The organism is Pontibacter sp. YIM B11418, from assembly GCF_059278805.1.
Genome location: NZ_JCAEMH010000004.1, coordinates 264,517 through 281,353, shown reverse-complemented (window position 1 = coordinate 281,353; position 16,837 = coordinate 264,517). Strand labels below are relative to the sequence as shown.

The following is a 16,837-nucleotide window of genomic DNA, read 5'->3' as shown; positions in this document are numbered from 1 at the left end:
GCATGCTCCGGAATCGGAAAATAGTATTGGGAGTTTGCGGGAGTATAGCTGCTTATAAAGCAGCCATGCTGGTCCGCCTACTCGTGAAGGCAGAAGCAGAAGTACAGGTAATCCTGACCACTTCTGCTTCTGCCTTTATAACCCCGCTCACGCTGGCGACCCTTTCCAAACGGCCGGTGCTCACCGAGTTTGTGCTCAACGAGCAGGGTGTCTGGAACAACCACGTGGAGCTGGGTCTTTGGGCCGATGCCATGGTGGTAGCGCCTGCCAGCGCCAACACAGTAGCCAAATTTGCCAACGGGTTATGTGACAACCTATTATCAGCTACTTATTTGTCGGCACGTTGCCCGGTGTTTGTGGCTCCGGCCATGGACCTGGACATGTACCGGCACCCGGCAGTGCAAGCCAACTTCACCAAACTGCGGGGGTATGGAAACTCCATTATTGAAGCAGGGTATGGCGAACTGGCCAGTGGACTGGTAGGACAGGGGCGTATGGCAGAGCCCGAGGAAATTATTCGCGTACTAGAAAACCACTTTTCAGGCATTGGAAAAACTGTTTGAGGGCAAAACCGTGGTGCTGACCGCCGGCCCAACGTATGAGCCGATTGATCCGGTGCGCTTTATCGGCAATCACTCGACCGGCAAAATGGGCTATGCACTGGCCGAGTGCTTTGCCAGTCGGGGCGCACAAGTAAAGCTCGTGGCTGGCCCTACTAACCTGCAGGCACAGCACGAAGGTATAACGGTTATACCTGTCACGACAGCCGATGAAATGTATGCGGCCGTAAAACAGCTGGCTCCTGCAGCTGATATTTGGGTATTTGCTGCCGCTGTAGCCGATTACAAACCCAAAGTCGTTGCTACCAAAAAGATAAAAAAAACCGGTGCCGAACTGACGATTGAACTCGTGAAGAACGTTGATATAGCAGCTGCGCTCGGCAAAGAGAAGCGAGACGATCAGTTTGCCTTAGGCTTTGCTTTAGAGACAGACAACGAAGACAGTAACGCCCGCGAGAAGCTGAAAAAGAAGAACCTGAACATGATCGTGCTGAATTCGCTCAATGATCCGGGCGCTGGTTTTAAGCACGATACAAATAAAATCACTATTATTGAGGAAGATAATACCACAGCTTTTGAGTTGAAACACAAAAGCGAAGTGGCACAGGATATCGTCAACCTGATCTGGGAGAGACTCTATGTTTAAGCGACTGTTTGTTTTGCTGTGTGTGATGGGAATGGCCCTGGGAACTCGCGCCCAGGAGTTGCAGTGCGATGTGGTGGTTAACAGCGAACAAGTAGCTTTTGCAGACCGGCAATTGTTCACCGAAATGCAGAACCGCATTTTCGAGTTCATGAACAACCGCCGCTGGACAAACCAATCTTACAGAGTAGATGAGCGCATTAAGTGCCGCATCCTGATCAACCTGACCGAGATGCCTGAAGTTGGTACTTTCCGGGCCAATGTGCAGGTTGTGTCGGTACGGCCAGCTTACGGTACCGGCTACGAATCCACACTTTTCTCGTTTATCGACCGCGACTGGCTTTTCCAGTTTAACGAGGCTCAACCGCTCGACTTTGCCGAAAATAATTTTACCGGTAACCTGTCGGCCATGCTTGCTTACTACGCCTACATGATCATCGGGATTGATAACGACAGCTTTGCCAAACTGGGCGGCTCACCTTCTTTTGACCGGGCACGTGGCATCCTGAACCTGGCAGCTTCACAGAACTCTATTTTTCCAGGTTGGCGTCCGTTTGAGGGCAACCGCAACCGCTACTGGATGATCGACAACATGCAGGACCCGGTGTTTGTACCGTTTCGGGAGGGCATCTATACCATGCATCGCCAGGGGATGGACCTGATGGTGCAGGACCCGGAAAAAGCCCGCAAGGCGACGCTCGACGTGTTAAGGAACATCCAGAAGATATCGCAGCAGAAGCCCGGCGCGGCGGTGATCCGCTCTTTTTTTGAAGCCAAGTCAGATGAGTTGGTGAATATTTTCAAAACGGCCGCTCCCGCCGATAAGCAGGCCGCTTATACCTTGCTCACGCAGGTGGACCCTACCAACAACACCAAATACGAAGTACTTCTCCAACGCTAAGCCTTTTCCAAATTTCACAGAAAGCGCGTATCTTCACGGGGCGGATGGGTATACCTGTGCGCTATACCTATGGGCAAACGCCAGATCAGAATCAATCGAAACAAATTGGCCGACCACCTGCCCGATCTTCTGCAACAGCAGACGGTGCAAGTGGTGTTGAGAACCCGCGTGGTGGTGCAGGGCGTGTTGCAGCATGTCTCCGCTGAAGAACTGGAGTTACTCGACGGCCGGCGTAGCAGGCACACTATACCTGTGGCGGAGGTAGAGGAAGTGATTTACGACATTGAAGCACCTTATTAAAATACACCTGAATTATCGAACTAAGTCCGGGCATTAAGTCTTATACCTTGTGACAAGCGTCTTGCATCCTGATATATGCTGATTGATCTTAAAATAAAAAACTACGCACTGATAGAGCAGTTGGAAATGAATCCATCGCCGGTGCTCAATATTATAACTGGTGAAACCGGTGCCGGTAAGTCCATTATGCTGGGCGCCATCGGACTGTTGCTTGGTAACCGTGCTGATTCTAAATTGCTTTTCAACCAGGAGCAGAAGTGCGTGATTGAGGGGGTGTTTGATATTTCACAGTATAACCTCAAAGAGGTGTTTGTAGCCGAAGACCTCGACTTTGATGAACAGTGCATTCTACGCCGCGAGATCAGCCCGAGCGGAAAGTCGCGTGCCTTTGTGAACGACACGCCGGTAACGCTGGATGTGCTCCGCAAAATAGGGGAGAACCTGATGGACATCCATTCGCAGCACGACACGCTGCAATTAGGCGACACCAGTTTCCAGCTCAACATACTCGACATCTATGCGGGCAACACCTCACTGGATATTTATGCGGGCAATCTCTCCTACCTGAAAGATTACAACGAGGCGTACCGCAGGTATAAGAAGCTCGAAGGCGACTACAAGAAACTGACCGATCAGCTGGCGCAGGCGCAGAAGGAGCTGGATTACAACACTTTCCTGCTCAACGAACTCGAAGAGATCAACCTGCAGCAAGACGAGCAGGAGCAGCTGGAGACAGAACTGAAGGAGCTGGAGAATGCCGAGGACATAAAACTGAAGCTGACGCAGGCCGTGCAGTACCTCACTGAATCCGAGTTTAACATCACTTCGGCCCTGAAAGACACCGTGCAATTGATCAATCAGTTAGCTGCTTTCTCACCGAAATATGAAGAGTTGCGCACACGCACCGAGAGCTGCATGATCGAGCTCAACGACGTGGCCGGTGAACTGGAGGACGCTGAGCGTCGCACGGAAGCAGACCCGGCGCGCACCACGGAGGTGCAGGAGCGCCTGAACACCATCTATACCTTGCAGCGAAAGCACCAGGTGCAGACCATTGCAGAGCTCCTCGAAATACAACGCGAACTCGAAAACAAAGTAGGCAGTGTCCTCAACCTGGACAATGCCCTTTCCAGCACCGAAAAAGCCATGAAAGAGGCCGAAAAGGAAATGCTGGAGAAGGCTGCTGTGCTTTCGGAGCGTCGTAAAGCCTCGTTTGGCCAGTTCGAAAAGGAGCTCTATACCTTGCTGGCCGAACTCGGAATGCCGAACGCCCGCATTGTCATTCAGCACAAAGCCGCCGCACCAACCGCTACTGGTACCGACGAGATCAGCATTCTGTTCAGTGCCAACAAAGGAGCCCAGCCACAAAGTTTGGTGAAGGCCGCCTCCGGTGGCGAATTCTCCCGCCTGATGCTGAGCATCAAGTACATGCTGGCCGACAAGACCGCCCTACCAACCATCGTGTTCGACGAGATTGACACAGGTATATCCGGTGAGGTGGCCGTGAAAGTGGGTAAGATGATGCAGCAAATGGCGCAGAAGCACCAGATCATTGCCATTTCGCACCTGCCACAGATCGCAGCGCAGGGCAACTCGCATTACTTCGTGTACAAGCATGACACCGAAGACCGCACGATCAGCCGCATCAAAAAGCTGAGCGAGAAAGAGCGTGTGGATGAAATCGCCCACATGATTGCGGGCGCCAACCCAAGTGCGAGTGCCTACAAGAGTGCCAAAGAATTGCTATCGTTGTAAGTTCACCCGAGTTGTTCCTTTACCGGGAATCCTAAACCAAAAACAGGAAAGGGGATGGACGGAGAAGCGGGCTTGTGTGAATGATGGCTGCTTTGAACTTGAGTTATACCTAGTTATTGCTATATTGCTGCCTGATTTCCGCGGACTATACCTAACTGGCGGGAATCATGAAATTTTAAAACATTAACCTGACAAATACATGTCTTATAATCTGCTTAAAGGAAAGAAAGGAATCATTTTCGGAGCGCTTGACGAAAAGTCTATTGCCTGGAAAGTAGCGATGCGTGCCAAAGAAGAGGGCGCAGAGTTTGTGTTGACCAACGCCCCGATCGCGATGCGTATGGGTGAGATCAACAAATTGGCTGAAGCCTGCAACGCGCAGATCATCCCTGCTGACGCTACCTCTGTGGAAGACCTGGAAAACCTGTTTGCCAAAGCGCAGGAGATTTTAGGCGGTAAGCTCGACTTCGTACTGCACTCCATTGGCATGAGCCCGAACATCCGCAAAGGCAAGTCTTACGGCGATCTGAACTACGAGTGGTTCCAGAAGACGCTGGACATCTCGGCGCTGTCTTTCCACAAAGTGATGCACGTGGCTGAGAAGCAGGACGCGATGAACGAGTGGGGTTCGATTGTTGCCCTTTCTTACATAGCAGCCCAGCGTGTGTTTCCAGACTATACGGACATGTCGCACGCCAAGGCATTGCTCGAGTCAATTGCCCGCAACTACGGTCACCGTTTCGGTAATCTGAAGAAAGTGCGCGTAAACACGGTATCGCAGTCGCCAACTAAAACAACGGCCGGTACCGGCGTGGGTGGTTTCGACGCGTTCTATGACTATGCTGATAAGATGTCGCCTCTTGGCAACGCTTCTGCAGAGTCTTGCGCCGATTACTGCATCACCCTGTTCTCTGACCTGACCCGTATGGTGACCATGCAGAACCTGATGCACGACGGCGGCTTCTCTTACATGGGTATCTCTGAGGATGTGGTAGAGATGCTCAATAAGCAGTCTTAGTCCTTAAGATTTGGAGATTTGAAAATGTGAAGATTTGAAAATGAATCTCGCAAGTCCTTAAAATATGAAAAGCCCCTAGTGCTATATGCATCAGGGGCTTTTTTTTGATCTTTTGCTCGTTTGAATTAAGTGGAAAGTAGCGAAACCCACGGTCACTCTTGTCTATGTACGACAGCACATCTCCAGATTTTCAAATCTCCACATTTTCAAATTCTCACATCTTCAAATCTCCAAATCTCCCCATCTTCAAATCAACCCTCCTCCCGGTGTACTTTGGTGAAATCGAACGCAGGGACGCAGACCGACCAGTACTCAGTTTCCTCGTCATAAGGGTTGGAGTAGCGGATGCGTGACCCGGCTTTGATCAGGATGGACTCGCCTGCTTCTACCACCACTTCCTCGCCATCAATCTCAATTAGCTTGCGGCCGCGCAGCACGATGGTGATCTCGTCGAACTCCGGCGTCTGGTGTGGCTCTCCCCAGTGCGGAGGCGCCACCATGTGGGCCACGCTGAAGGCGTCGGTATGTGTGGAGACTTTGCCGAAGTGTTCTTCTATTAGCTTGCCGTCGTTGGTCGGCACCCGGAAAGGCTTGGTCTGCTTGAAATATTTCTTCTCAGTCATAGGCTGGCAGGTATAGCTTAGGATTTAGTGGCGCACTCGCCTTTGGTATAGGAAGTCACACCGGAGCGGTCAGCTGTGCAGGCATTGCCATAGGTTTTTCCGTCGCAGCCGCACACCGGGTCGTACTGCATGGTACACATCCGGTCAGGGTCGATCTTCGCTTGATCGATGCAGGGTATTTCGCTGTTTTTGCAGGAGTAGAAGACACTCAGAGCCAGAAAGGCTGTTACGAACGCTGTTTTTTTCATGGTGTTTTATTTGTTGTGGTTTATACGCACTTATTGGAGGACGGAGCGGAGCAACATGCTGCAAACTAAGTATGCACCGCCCCGTATGTAATGGAACGTAAAATAAATCGAATATAAGTATAAGGACGATACTTTCTATTTTAAGAAACCAAGCCTTATCAAATAAACAGCACCAGAACATGATAAACAACATGAACGACGAAAAAGGAAAGATTTTGCTGGCCACGCTGGCCGGTATTGGAATAGGCGTAGCGGCAGGTATACTGCTGGCCCCCAACAATGGCCCGGACACACGCGACAGCCTGAAAAGAACATTGAGCAAAGCCGGTGAGGACCTGGAGCGCACCGTGAAAAACCTGATGGACAAGCTCGAGAGCAACAAGGTGACAGACGATGGCAGCAGCCTGGTGATGCGCGGATCCTGGGACGACGTAAAAGGCCAGCTGAAGCAGAACTACGCCGAGCTCACCGAAGATGACCTGACATATGTGGAAGGACAGGAGGATGAACTCTGGGGCCGTCTGCAGCAGAAATTAGGCAAAACCAAAAACGAGATCATGAAAGTGATCAGAGACTTATAAAAGCACACTGATCATAATTAAAAGCTCAGCAAAGTGTTTTGCTGAGCTTTTTTTCGTTAATTAGGTGCAGTATAGTATAAAACTGTAGTATAGTTATAACTTAATACATGGCTTCCTCGTTATTAGGTCAACAGTTGAAATTAAAGAAACCAAATCCAACAATTTATAATAAACAGAACTATGAAAGATAATAGCGGAAAAGTAATGCTTGCCCTGTTGGCAGGCGCTAGCGCTGGCGTAATTGCAGGTCTACTGATGGCTCCTGACACAGGTGAGCAGACCAGAACTGGCATCAAAAAGTGGGCTAACAAACTGAGCAAAGACCTGGAGAAAAACCTTCAGACTGGCCTTGACGAAATCAAGAACATGAGCAACGAAGCCATGAACAAAATGGGTAGTGCTAACAAAAACGGTGGCAACACTGGCGGCACTACTTCCTCTTCATCAACTGGCTCTACTGGCTCATCTGCTGGTACAAACACAGGTGGTTCTTCAGTAACTAACGTTTAGTACATAGCCCTTTCAGGAACTATACGAAAAGCTTAGCTCACGCCCGGGGCATATGTGCCCGCTGAGGCGAAGACTAGCTTTGAAAAGATGAATGGCCTGTCCCTAACTGGGGCGGGCCTTTGTTTTTAGGGCCTTTTGAGCTGAATTGCGCTAACCTTCGGACTTTACTCCCGTTATTATTTTAGAGCATATAAGAAGTTGGCAAGAAAGAATTCACATATAACCTAAGAAGACTATGAGAACGAAAACGGATTACAGCAGCCTGGGAGAGTCCAAAAGCACATACAGCAACACCCCACGAACTTCCTCAACACACAGCTACGTAGGCAAAGAATCGAGCGGAAACGTAACACATTCTTCAGTTCGGGAGCCCAAACACCAGCCGCAAACGCAGCAGCGTACTGTGTATAGCAGCGGCAGTCGTAAGGACTCTTCCTCCGGCTCGCATGGGGAGAGCAGCGGCACCTTGGGGGTCGCCATGGGCCTGCTCGCAGGCGCCAGCGTAGGTGTGCTGGCAGGTATACTGATGGCGCCCGACAGTGGCCGCATTACCCGTCGCCGCCTGTCCGACTCCGCCGCCTGGGTAGGCCGCGGCATCAACGAGAAACTAGGCACGGGCAGGGTTAAGACAGAGTCGTGGATCAGCAAGGCAGAAGGAAGCCTGAAAGATGTGACCAATAAGGTAAAAAGCAGCCTGTCAGGCGAAAACAGAGACAGGTACGAAACTGGAGACAGATACTAAAGAGCAACCGGCAGGATGCCGGCGCCTATAAAACAGAAATGGCCCGCTATACCTTAGCGGGCCATTTCTGTTTTATGAAATCTTATCTTTTACTCTTCCCTCTTCTCCGGCTTCATCTGCGGGAAGAACAGCACGTCCTGAATGGAATGCGAGTTGGTCATGATCATGCTCAGGCGGTCGATGCCGATGCCCAGACCGGCTGTTGGCGGCATGCCGTACTCGAGCGCACGCAGGAAGTCTTCGTCCAGCACCATGGCCTCGGTGTCGCCACGCTTGCCAAGCTCCAGCTGCTCCTCAAAACGGGCGCGCTGATCGATCGGGTCGTTCAGTTCAGAGAAGGCGTTACAGATTTCCTTGCCGTTGCAGATCGCTTCGAAACGCTCTACCAAACCCGGCTTGTCGCGGTGCTTCTTGGCCAGCGGGCTCATTTCCACTGGGTAATCGGTGATGAAAGTCGGCTGTATCAGGTATGGCTCGCAGGTCTCACCAAAGATCTCGTCGATAATCTTGCCTTTGCCCAGTTTTGGATCCACTTTTATACCTAGCGACTCAGCTGTCTGGCGCAGTTCCGGCTCTTCCATCTCCGAGATATCGATCTTGGTGAAGTGCTCGATGGCCTCAAACATAGTGAAACGCTTCCAAGGGCGCTGGAAGTTGATGATTTTCTCACCTACTTTTACCTCTGTAGTACCGTGCAGGTCCATGGCTACTTTCTCCACCATTTCCTCTACCAGGTCCATCATCCAGTTGTAGTCTTTGTAGGCTACGTACAGTTCCACCTGCGTGAACTCCGGGTTGTGGAAACGGCTCATACCTTCGTTACGGAAGTCCTTGGCAAACTCAAATACACCATCGAAACCACCTACGATGAGGCGCTTCAGGTATAGCTCGTTGGCAATGCGCAGGTATAGCGTCATGTCCAGCGTGTTGTGGTGCGTCTTGAACGGACGCGCCGCCGCACCGCCGTACAGTGGCTGCAGGATAGGGGTTTCTACTTCTAGGTAGCCTTGATTTGTCAGGTATGAACGCATGGAGTTTACCAGTTGCGTTCGCTTACGGAACGTCTCACGCACGTGTGGGTTCACAATCAGGTCCACGTAACGCTGGCGGTAACGCAGTTCCGGGTCTGTAAAACCATCGTGCACGATCTCGTTGCCGTTCTCATCAACCTCACGCTTTACGATCGGCAGCGGACGAAGTGACTTGGTCAATACCTTCAGCTCCGTTACGTGTACCGAAATCTCACCTACCTGTGTGATGAAAGCATAGCCTTTGATACCGATGAAGTCACCGATGTCGAGCATCTTTTTGAACACGGTGTTGTACATGTCCTTGTTTTCGCCCGGGGCAATGTCGTCGCGGGAAACGTAGATCTGGATTCGACCGGTGCTGTCCATGAGTTCAGCAAACGAGGCTTTGCCCATCACGCGGCGGCTCATCAAGCGACCAGCCAGAGTTACTTCCTGGTAGTTGTTCTTCTCCTTATCGAAATTCTCCTTTATCTCTTTGGCCGTGGCCGTCACTTCAAATGTTTCGGATGGATATGGGTTAATGCCCATTTTCTCCAGCTCTTCGCGCTCGTGGCGTCTGCGTAGTTCCTGTTCGCTGAGTTGCATGCGATTTTAGTACTAAAGGTGACTGTTATATATAAACTGCAAAATTGCTAAATAATCAGCAGCTTTTAAAAGGTTAATTGGTGATTGTTAAAGGTTAAGGGTAATAGAGTAGAGAAATGGAGTAGGGGGTTGCAATTGTGCATGGGCTATGCTTTGTAGTCACGGCTGGTGCAGGTGTAGTAAACTGTGTTGTATTATAGCTTCGCCTGTGCGGCGGGCAATGTCCTATGGCGCGAGCGTCCTCGCTCGAGACTAATATGGTGGGGCCTCTGGCCCAGGTATAGCTGATTATACCTTGCTGTGTTTCAACTGCGTGTTGTAGGTATAGCAACCAATCTTGTTCTATTGCTTCGCCTGTGCGGCGGGCACTCACTTTTTGTCTTGACACAAAAAGTAAGCAAAAAGGTCAAGACCCTCCAAACTCGCTGAACGCTCGGACAGTGGAGTGTCGTAAAGAGCACCTGGCTGAGGTGAATTGCTTCGTAGTGAACGTGCAAGTTAGTCTTGCTATACCTATCAGTGGCCTGTCACAGTCACAATTAAGACTTATACCTGAGAACCGGCAGTGCGGAAAACTCCCCCTTTGAAGGTGGCAGGGGGATGTTAATCGTGCACGATAATCCTGTCAATTCTTTAATCCTGTAAATCCTTGGGGTAGGGGCCCTATGTAAAGATTCAGACAAAAAAAGCCCCGGCAAGCAAAACTTGCCGGGGCTCCCATATATGTAGTAGAATAAATCGGACTTAAGCAGCGGTGCGGAGTTGCTGCTCGTCGTCCTGCAAAAGCGGTTTTACTTTATCCTGCAGTCTGGCTGCCACAAACGAGTTCTGCAGATAGGCCGGCAGTTCCTGCACAAAGGCCTCGTACTGCTGCAGACTCATGGCCTGCGCCACATAGCACTCATGTATACCGTTCAGGTAGCTCACAATCTGAAGCAGCGAGTCGTGGAACAGCTTGAAGTCGATATCGGACTGCACGAAGCGCTCGATCTCGCGGTGTGAGCTGGAGATGCGCAACCTGGCAAGCAAATCGAACAGCGTGGTATAGCCCATGCGCCAAGTCAGCTGCTGCCAATGCTGCGGACCAAACTTCTGCAACACTTCACCCGTGCGGCTGCTGCGGATGGCGGTGTTCGGGTTTGCCTGCACCTGCTGTCGCACAGATTTAGCCTTCATGCGACGCGTGGTCTTCAGAAACTGACCGATCTGCGACTGCGCTTCGAGCTCCTTGCCCGCAATCTGCAAGCCCGGCTTGTAATGCGCCAGCGGCAAACGGTTGATGCGGAAGTCATCGTAGTGCCCCGATGCATAAAAGCTCATCGCCTGCGGGTAAGCATTCTTCACGATCAGGCGGCCCGCTTCGCGCATCACCAGTGACTCATTGCTGGTCTTGATTTGGCGGGTATGCAGGAAAGCCTGCAAACTTGCAAACACGGTATAGTAAGCCTGCGGAAACGTCCAGTGCAGGGCATTTCGGATATAGTTCTCATCGCCCAATTCGGCTGTGGTGCGCAGAGCATACTCTGTATTCCAGCTGTTGAGCAAGAGTTTCTTCACCGCTTCCAGATCTTCATCCGATAACGCAGCAGGTACATCCTTAAAGTAAGCCAGCTGCTGCAGACCCATCCCTTCATAGTGGTCGAGGTGGTAATTGATCGCGAAAAAGTAGTTCAGGAACACCTGCGCCGGGATGGATTTATACCATTCCTTGTCCAGCTGTTTCTGCTCTTCCGGATACATGGATATGATGTTTTCTTCTTCTTTCTCTTTCATGTATTTACAACATTTTTAGCCTGCTAACAGTTGCATATTTCAGGTATAAATGTAGTGTTTTAATGATTTTATTGGTCTGATAATCAGTAGTTTATGAACTATCAGAAAAATATTTTCTATGCCCGTAAAATGCTGTTGCAGTGGCTGCTTTAAAGGCAGGTTTTGGTCATGCCTATACCTGTAAAAGAGAGGTAATTGTGAGAGGGAACATTGATAACCCGAAGTCCGAAATAAGAGTACAAGAGGGGGATACAACCCTTATACCATGGACCTATCTTACATCCTCAACGAACTGGGCGAAGACCGCGAACTGTACTTTAATGCAGTAACGCCTCCCATCCTGCAGACCAGCAATTTCGCCAGTAAAACAGTGGACGAGATGCGGCGAATGCTTCAGAATGAGGCGGAGTCTTACCTGTATACCCGCGGCAACAACCCCACTGTGACCATGTTCGAGAAAAAGATGGCGGCACTGGAAGGAGCGGAGCATGCCATTGCCTTTGGAAGCGGGATAGCGGCCGTCTCTGCGGCAGTGCTTTCGCAGCTAAAGGCAGGTGACCATGTAGTGTCGATTGATAAACCCTACGGCTGGACGAATATGTTGATGACACGCTTCCTGCCCAGGTTCGGGGTAGAAGTGACCATGGTGGACGGTACCGACACAGAGAACTATCGCCAGGCCATGCGGCCTAACACGAAGTTGCTATACCTGGAGAGCCCGAACTCCTTTACCTTTGAGCAGCAGGATATAGCAGCCATTGCGGCACTAGCCAAAGCGCATGGCTGCAGCACCATCATCGACAATAGCTTTGCCTCCCCGCTCAACCAAAACCCCCTGCAGATGGGCGTTGACCTGGTTGTGCACTCCTGCACCAAGTACATCGGTGGCCACTCCGACACCATGGGCGGCGTCATCTGCGGCAGTCGCGACATGATCAACAGGATATTCGGGGGAGAGTTTATGACGCTTGGCGCTATCCTGGCACCGCACGATGCCTGGCTGCTGATACGCGGTCTGCGCACGCTGCCCATACGCATGGAACGTGTCGCCGAGACGACCCGAAAGGTGGTGGCCTGGATGGAAAAGCAGGAGAAGGTTGAGAAGATCTATTACCCTTTCCTGCCCTCGAACCCGCAGTTCGAACTGACCAAAAAACAGCTGCGCAACAATACCGGGCAGTTCACGATTGCGCTCCGATCAGACGATATGCAGCGGGTGGAAGATTTCTGCAACAGCCTGCAGCACTTCCTGATGGCCGCCTCCTGGGGTGGGCATGAGTCACTGATCTACCCGGCAGCCGCTTACTACAACAAAGAAGGGAAGTACTCAGGCAAGCTCCCTTTCAACCTGGTGCGCTTTTATATCGGACTGGAGGATGCCGACTATTTAATAAAGGACATTGAGCAGGCCCTGGCTAAGGTATAGCAGGTCTAAAATATACATTTAAAATTATATTAATGTTTTGTTAACATTGGATTGAAAGCGTCTGCTTACCTTTGTATCCGATGGATCTTCATGCGCTCATCTGTGCCCGTATCCCATTGCGCGACAGTGCAGTACACTCTCGCGTCTCCTACTTATCAGAAATCAAATCTCTCTTATACCTATGTTTAAACATCTACAAAAAGCCTCTGCTTTTGTGCTGGTCAGCTGTGCCTTTTTGGCTGGCGGAGAAGCCTTAGCGCAGACAAACCCGCAGCCACAGCCGCTGCCTTATTCGCAGGACTTCTCTAGCCTGGAGCATGCTTCTACTGCGTATCCAGACGGATGGCAAGGATGGTTACTGGCTACTAGTCCCGGAGCTAGCTTCAGAACAACTCCGGCGACTGCTGACAGAGCCATGTTGGCCAACAGTACATCTACCACCACCAATGGTACGATTCACAACTACAATGGCAAGATAGGTTTGCTGAATAGCGGTTCTGTAGACCTGAGCCTGGCCTTTGCCATCAACACATTGCAAAAGACTGCTGTCAATGTGGCTTTTGATATGATGACGCTGCGCAATCCATATGACGGTGGAAGCAATACCCGTATCAACGAAATCGTGCTGCAATACCGCGTTGGAACAAGCGGAAATTTTATCAACATTGAAGGTACAGGATACCAGAACAACACGGAGAAATGGGCTACGAGCGGTAACACGGAGCCTCAGAAAGTAGAATCTTTTACCGTAACGCTACCAGAGGCAGCTGAAAACCAGGAGGTGGTGCAGTTGCGCTGGGCTACACGCCAGATCAGCGGCGGCGGCTCCAGACCCAGCTTTGCCGTGGACAACATTGAGGTGACTAGCCTGAGCGACAGCAAGAATCCCATCGTGCTGGCGCCTGCTTCACTTGCCTTTGGTGAAGTGGCCGCCGGTCAGCCAACTACTGTTTCATATACCTTGACCAGCGCCAACATCACCGACAATGTGCAACTAACGGCGACAGGAGGCTTCATTGTTTCAAAACAGGCGACTTCTGGTTTCGTTACCAACCTTTCCTTCACAGCTGAGGAGATGGCCGCCAACCCTACTGTGTTTGTGCAGGTAACGCCAACTACAACAGGCGCTTTGTCGGGCACGCTTTCGCATAGTGGCCAAGGTATAGCTACTGTCGTAACTGAGCTGACAGCCAATGCAGTTAGCCCATTTGCTCAGGACTTTAACAACTGCTCTACCACACTGCCAGGCGGCTGGAAAGCCTATAGCGTAACTGGCGACCAGGTATGGGGCTGTACGACTTTCGGAAGAGAAACTGCTGAAAACCCACGTAACAACGGCGTGCAAATTAACGGTTATGCCGGCGGCGCCCAAGACAACGAAGACTGGATGATTTCTCCTGCGCTGGACCTTGCTGATTTCAACATTGCCGCCCTTTCTTTCTGGAGCCGTACTGCCTTTACAGGTCCTGGTCTGAAACTGATGGTGTCGACAGACTATGATGGCAGCAGCGCACCTGCCACTGCCACCTGGACAGAACTGAATGGCGATTTCCCGGCTGCCGCTTCTGACGTGTGGAAGCAGTCGATTGTGAACCTCACTGCTTACAAAGGTGCATCTGTGCATGTGGCTTTCGTCTATACCTCTGGAGTTGACGTAAATGCTGCCCGTTGGACCCTGGACGATTTCGCTGTGGAGAATGTAGACCAACTGTTGGTTGCCAGTGACTTCAGCGTGGACTTTGGATTGGTGGAAGTACCGAATGCTTCTGCTCCTTATACCTTCAGTTTCTCTGCATTGGGCTACCCGGCAGGTATGACGCTGTCAGTAGGTACCGATTTCGAGCTCTCCAAAAACGGACAGGTATACGCTTCTTCCCTGACTTATACTGCTGCTGAAGCGAGTGCTTCAAACCAGGTATACCTGCGTTATAAGCCAGGCAGCACCAAGTTACGCTCCACTGGTCAACTGACCTACACAAGCGGCGATTTCTCTGTGGTGAAAGGAAACCTGACCGGCACCTCCCTGCCGAAAAGCAGCACCCTGGACATCGTGTCCTGGAACCTGGAGTGGTTTGGCGCTGACAAAGACGACAGAGGCGCAGAATTAGGTCCGGATAATGAGGAACTGCAGTTTGCTAACGCTAAAAAGGCACTACAGACACTGGACGCTGATATCATTGCCTTCCAGGAGATTGCAAACGATGCCGCTATGGCCAGCCTGATAGCTGAGTTGCCAGCCTATGATTTCGTTCGCTCTGATGTGCATTCGTACTCCTGGGACCCAAGCCGCAACCTGGTACCACAAAAACTTTATGTTGCCTACAAGAAGGACGTAATTAAAGTGAAGAGCCAGAAAGTGCTGCTCCACAAACTATATCAGGATGTGATTGCCGGTACAGCTACGTTGCCAGATTACCCGGCTGCACAGACCAGTTTTTGGGCAAGCGGTCGTCTGCCACTGATGGTGGAACTGGAAGCAACAGTAAATGGCGTGACGCAGCAGATTTATGTGGTGAACCTCCATACCAGAGCCAACTCCGGTACCAACGTGACGCCATACAACCAGCGCAAGTACGACGTGCAGGTGTTGAAAGACAGCCTGGCGGCACAGTACCCGAACGTAAACCTGGTGATGCTGGGCGATATGAACGACGATGTGGACGTTTCTGTAGTAAACGACCTGCCTTCTACCCTGAGCCCGTTTGTGCAGGACGAAAACTACAAAGCACTGACCTACGACCTGAGTGTAGCTGGTGGCTATACCTACGCGAGTGGCTCTTTCCAGAGTTTCCTTGACCACATCATCGTGTCTAAATCTTTGGTGGATGAGTATATCGAGGAATCTGTTACAATTGAAAACCAATTGCTCAGCCTGATCCCGAGCTACAGAAACACCACCTCGGACCACGTGCCGGTATCGGCTCGCTTCAGCTTCAGTGCTACGCCAGCCGTTGCTTTCTCAGCACCTACACTGACGGCAACTGAAGGCGATGCACCGTTTGCCGTGAACATGAGCATCTCGGCCGCACAGCCAAAAGCGCATACCGTATACCTGACTGTGAAGGACGGTGCCACCGCCACTGCAGTTGATTACATGACTGCCCCGGTAGCCGCAAACAACGTGATTGCAGTTGAGGTGCCTGCTTATGCTACATCAGCCACATTCGACGTGAGCATAGTAGACGACAAACTGACGGAGCCAACTGAGCAGGTAAAGTTCCACATCAACAACGTAACCACCGACCTGGGTATAGCCGCTGCAGCCCGTAGCTTCACGCTGGCCATCCGCGACAACGACTTCCCGGCAGGTATAGCCAACGGTCAGGACTTGGCTTTCCGTCTGTATCCGAACCCAACACAGGGCCCTGTGGTGAATATCTCTTTGCCAGTAGAAGTATCGGTGATGGATGAGATGACACTGGAGCTGCGTTCTGCCAACGGTACCAAAATGTATGAATTAAACGGTAACCTGAGCACCGTGCAGCAGCAGCTGAACGAGAAGGTAGCCGGTCTGCGTAACGGCATGTACTATGTGCAGGTAGCGGTGCAAGGCAAGGTATACCAAGCCAAACTGGTACGAAACTAGTTTATATCAACTCAAAAAAGCGGCCTCCTGTCTTACGGGAGGCCGCTTTTTTTATGTACAGGTATAGCAATTCCTTATCTGGAGTCGTTCAAACAGGTATAACTAAGCCGTAAATCAATCGGTATGAAGTAAACGAACCAATGGAAAAAACTATGACAGACAAACCGCAAATCATCAACAATGTGCATGCCGCCACTCTGATCGGAACAGGCCTGAGTAGCTATTTTATGAATGAGAAGCGACCCAAGACGGCGCTTATACCTGCTGTGGCCGGAAGCGGGCTACTGCTTCTGAGCAAAAATCTGGAGAAAGGCGACCAGACTATGGCCCATGTGGTAGTCGGCATCACCGGACTCCTGCTGGCCCAGACCCTGCGCTCGTTCCTGCAGGCTGCCGTACCCGACGCCGAAACAGAAGCAAAATTTGACACGACTACCTTAAACCGCCGGAAGCTGATGTTCGGCCTGATGAGTACCACAGGTATAGCCGCTATGGCCAATTACATAGGCGGATTCATTGAAAAGCGAAAGAACGGCTAAGGTATAGCTGACACAA

16 protein-coding genes are annotated in these 16,837 nt (G+C 51.1%); 12 read left to right on the top strand and 4 right to left on the bottom strand.

Annotation, left to right across the window (positions count from 1 at the left end; translation table 11 throughout):
• The first annotated feature begins 2 nt into the window (after positions 1-2).
• The 6 genes from AC4QZR_RS11705 to AC4QZR_RS11680 all read left to right on the top strand — a co-directional run bounded on the left by AC4QZR_RS11705 (position 3) and on the right by AC4QZR_RS11680 (position 5,177).
• Positions 3-563, top strand: coding sequence for a flavoprotein (locus AC4QZR_RS11705; RefSeq protein WP_494481084.1), 561 nt, complete (start codon positions 3-5; stop codon positions 561-563).
• A complete protein-coding gene (coaBC, locus tag AC4QZR_RS11700; protein ID WP_494481083.1) occupies positions 547-1,206 on the top strand; it encodes a bifunctional phosphopantothenoylcysteine decarboxylase/phosphopantothenate--cysteine ligase CoaBC in 660 nt (219 codons plus the stop codon). The genes AC4QZR_RS11705 and coaBC overlap by 17 nt, the downstream gene beginning before the upstream one ends.
• On the top strand, positions 1,199-2,104 hold the full coding sequence (porD, locus tag AC4QZR_RS11695; RefSeq protein ID WP_494481082.1) for a type IX secretion system protein PorD: 906 nt from the start codon (positions 1,199-1,201) through the stop codon (positions 2,102-2,104). The genes coaBC and porD overlap by 8 nt, the downstream gene beginning before the upstream one ends.
• 69 nt (positions 2,105-2,173) lie before the next feature.
• Positions 2,174-2,404 carry a hypothetical protein gene (locus AC4QZR_RS11690; RefSeq protein ID WP_494481081.1) on the top strand — a complete coding sequence of 77 codons (231 nt, stop codon included), beginning with the start codon at positions 2,174-2,176 and terminating at the stop codon, positions 2,402-2,404.
• A 75-nt stretch (positions 2,405-2,479) separates the two neighbouring features.
• A complete protein-coding gene (gene recN, locus AC4QZR_RS11685; protein ID WP_494481080.1) occupies positions 2,480-4,159 on the top strand; it encodes a DNA repair protein RecN in 1,680 nt (559 codons plus the stop codon).
• 199 nt (positions 4,160-4,358) lie between these two features.
• The gene (locus tag AC4QZR_RS11680; RefSeq protein WP_188502518.1) at positions 4,359-5,177 is read left to right on the top strand and encodes an enoyl-ACP reductase FabI; all 819 of its coding nucleotides are present in this window, start codon (positions 4,359-4,361) and stop codon (positions 5,175-5,177) included.
• A 251-nt stretch (positions 5,178-5,428) separates the two neighbouring features.
• Here AC4QZR_RS11680 and AC4QZR_RS11675 read toward each other — a convergent pair whose 3' ends face one another.
• Positions 5,429-5,800 (bottom strand): cupin domain-containing protein, encoded by a 372-nt coding sequence (locus AC4QZR_RS11675; RefSeq protein ID WP_494481079.1) that lies wholly within the window; start codon positions 5,798-5,800, stop codon positions 5,429-5,431.
• 17 nt (positions 5,801-5,817) lie between these two features.
• Positions 5,818-6,048 (bottom strand): Kazal-type serine protease inhibitor family protein, encoded by a 231-nt coding sequence (locus tag AC4QZR_RS11670; protein ID WP_188502520.1) that lies wholly within the window; start codon positions 6,046-6,048, stop codon positions 5,818-5,820.
• A 191-nt stretch (positions 6,049-6,239) separates the two neighbouring features.
• Here AC4QZR_RS11670 and AC4QZR_RS11665 point away from each other — a divergent pair, with 191 nt between their 5' ends.
• From AC4QZR_RS11665 to AC4QZR_RS11655, 3 genes are all read left to right on the top strand, one after another.
• Positions 6,240-6,629 carry a CsbD family protein gene (locus tag AC4QZR_RS11665; protein WP_494481078.1) on the top strand — a complete coding sequence of 130 codons (390 nt, stop codon included), beginning with the start codon at positions 6,240-6,242 and terminating at the stop codon, positions 6,627-6,629.
• Positions 6,630-6,809: 180 nt separating this feature from the next.
• Positions 6,810-7,139: a YtxH domain-containing protein gene (locus AC4QZR_RS11660; RefSeq protein ID WP_494481077.1), complete on the top strand. Its 330-nt coding sequence runs from the start codon at positions 6,810-6,812 to the stop codon at positions 7,137-7,139.
• A 235-nt stretch (positions 7,140-7,374) separates the two neighbouring features.
• Positions 7,375-7,881, top strand: coding sequence for a YtxH domain-containing protein (locus tag AC4QZR_RS11655; protein ID WP_494481076.1), 507 nt, complete (start codon positions 7,375-7,377; stop codon positions 7,879-7,881).
• An 89-nt stretch (positions 7,882-7,970) separates the two neighbouring features.
• On the opposite strand, the gene lysS is transcribed toward AC4QZR_RS11655, so the two are convergent.
• Complete coding sequence (lysS, locus tag AC4QZR_RS11650; protein WP_494481075.1) at positions 7,971-9,497, bottom strand: lysine--tRNA ligase; 1,527 nt, start codon at positions 9,495-9,497, stop codon at positions 7,971-7,973.
• Positions 9,498-10,241: 744 nt separating this feature from the next.
• A complete protein-coding gene (locus AC4QZR_RS11645) occupies positions 10,242-11,270 on the bottom strand; it encodes a hypothetical protein (RefSeq protein WP_494481074.1) in 1,029 nt (342 codons plus the stop codon).
• Positions 11,271-11,535: 265 nt separating this feature from the next.
• Between AC4QZR_RS11645 and AC4QZR_RS11640 the strand changes: the two genes are divergently transcribed.
• The 3 genes from AC4QZR_RS11640 (at position 11,536) to AC4QZR_RS11630 (ending at position 16,821) form a co-directional block, all read left to right on the top strand.
• The gene (locus tag AC4QZR_RS11640) at positions 11,536-12,696 is read left to right on the top strand and encodes a trans-sulfuration enzyme family protein (RefSeq protein ID WP_494481073.1); all 1,161 of its coding nucleotides are present in this window, start codon (positions 11,536-11,538) and stop codon (positions 12,694-12,696) included.
• Between the two features lie 181 nt (positions 12,697-12,877).
• Positions 12,878-16,282, top strand: coding sequence for a choice-of-anchor J domain-containing protein (locus AC4QZR_RS11635; protein ID WP_494481072.1), 3,405 nt, complete (start codon positions 12,878-12,880; stop codon positions 16,280-16,282).
• Between the two features lie 152 nt (positions 16,283-16,434).
• The gene (locus AC4QZR_RS11630) at positions 16,435-16,821 is read left to right on the top strand and encodes a hypothetical protein (protein ID WP_494481071.1); all 387 of its coding nucleotides are present in this window, start codon (positions 16,435-16,437) and stop codon (positions 16,819-16,821) included.
• Positions 16,822-16,837 lie beyond the last annotated feature (16 nt).

Excerpts from the sequence above, each read along its gene's own strand:
- AC4QZR_RS11690 (WP_494481081.1), top strand. The coding sequence starts at position 2,174 with ATGGGCAAACGCCAGATCAGAATCAATCGAAACAAATTGGCCGACCAC.
- AC4QZR_RS11645 (WP_494481074.1), bottom strand. The coding sequence starts at position 11,270 with ATGAAAGAGAAAGAAGAAGAAAACATCATATCCATGTATCCGGAAGAG.
- AC4QZR_RS11630 (WP_494481071.1), top strand. The coding sequence starts at position 16,435 with ATGACAGACAAACCGCAAATCATCAACAATGTGCATGCCGCCACTCTG.
- recN (WP_494481080.1), top strand. The coding sequence starts at position 2,480 with ATGCTGATTGATCTTAAAATAAAAAACTACGCACTGATAGAGCAGTTG.
- lysS (WP_494481075.1), bottom strand. The coding sequence starts at position 9,497 with ATGCAACTCAGCGAACAGGAACTACGCAGACGCCACGAGCGCGAAGAG.
- AC4QZR_RS11640 (WP_494481073.1), top strand. The coding sequence starts at position 11,536 with ATGGACCTATCTTACATCCTCAACGAACTGGGCGAAGACCGCGAACTG.
- AC4QZR_RS11665 (WP_494481078.1), top strand. The coding sequence starts at position 6,240 with ATGAACGACGAAAAAGGAAAGATTTTGCTGGCCACGCTGGCCGGTATT.
- AC4QZR_RS11660 (WP_494481077.1), top strand. The coding sequence starts at position 6,810 with ATGAAAGATAATAGCGGAAAAGTAATGCTTGCCCTGTTGGCAGGCGCT.
- AC4QZR_RS11655 (WP_494481076.1), top strand. The coding sequence starts at position 7,375 with ATGAGAACGAAAACGGATTACAGCAGCCTGGGAGAGTCCAAAAGCACA.
- AC4QZR_RS11705 (WP_494481084.1), top strand. The coding sequence starts at position 3 with ATGCTCCGGAATCGGAAAATAGTATTGGGAGTTTGCGGGAGTATAGCT.
- AC4QZR_RS11680 (WP_188502518.1), top strand. The coding sequence starts at position 4,359 with ATGTCTTATAATCTGCTTAAAGGAAAGAAAGGAATCATTTTCGGAGCG.
- AC4QZR_RS11675 (WP_494481079.1), bottom strand. The coding sequence starts at position 5,800 with ATGACTGAGAAGAAATATTTCAAGCAGACCAAGCCTTTCCGGGTGCCG.
- AC4QZR_RS11635 (WP_494481072.1), top strand. The coding sequence starts at position 12,878 with ATGTTTAAACATCTACAAAAAGCCTCTGCTTTTGTGCTGGTCAGCTGT.
- porD (WP_494481082.1), top strand. The coding sequence starts at position 1,199 with ATGTTTAAGCGACTGTTTGTTTTGCTGTGTGTGATGGGAATGGCCCTG.
- AC4QZR_RS11670 (WP_188502520.1), bottom strand. The coding sequence starts at position 6,048 with ATGAAAAAAACAGCGTTCGTAACAGCCTTTCTGGCTCTGAGTGTCTTC.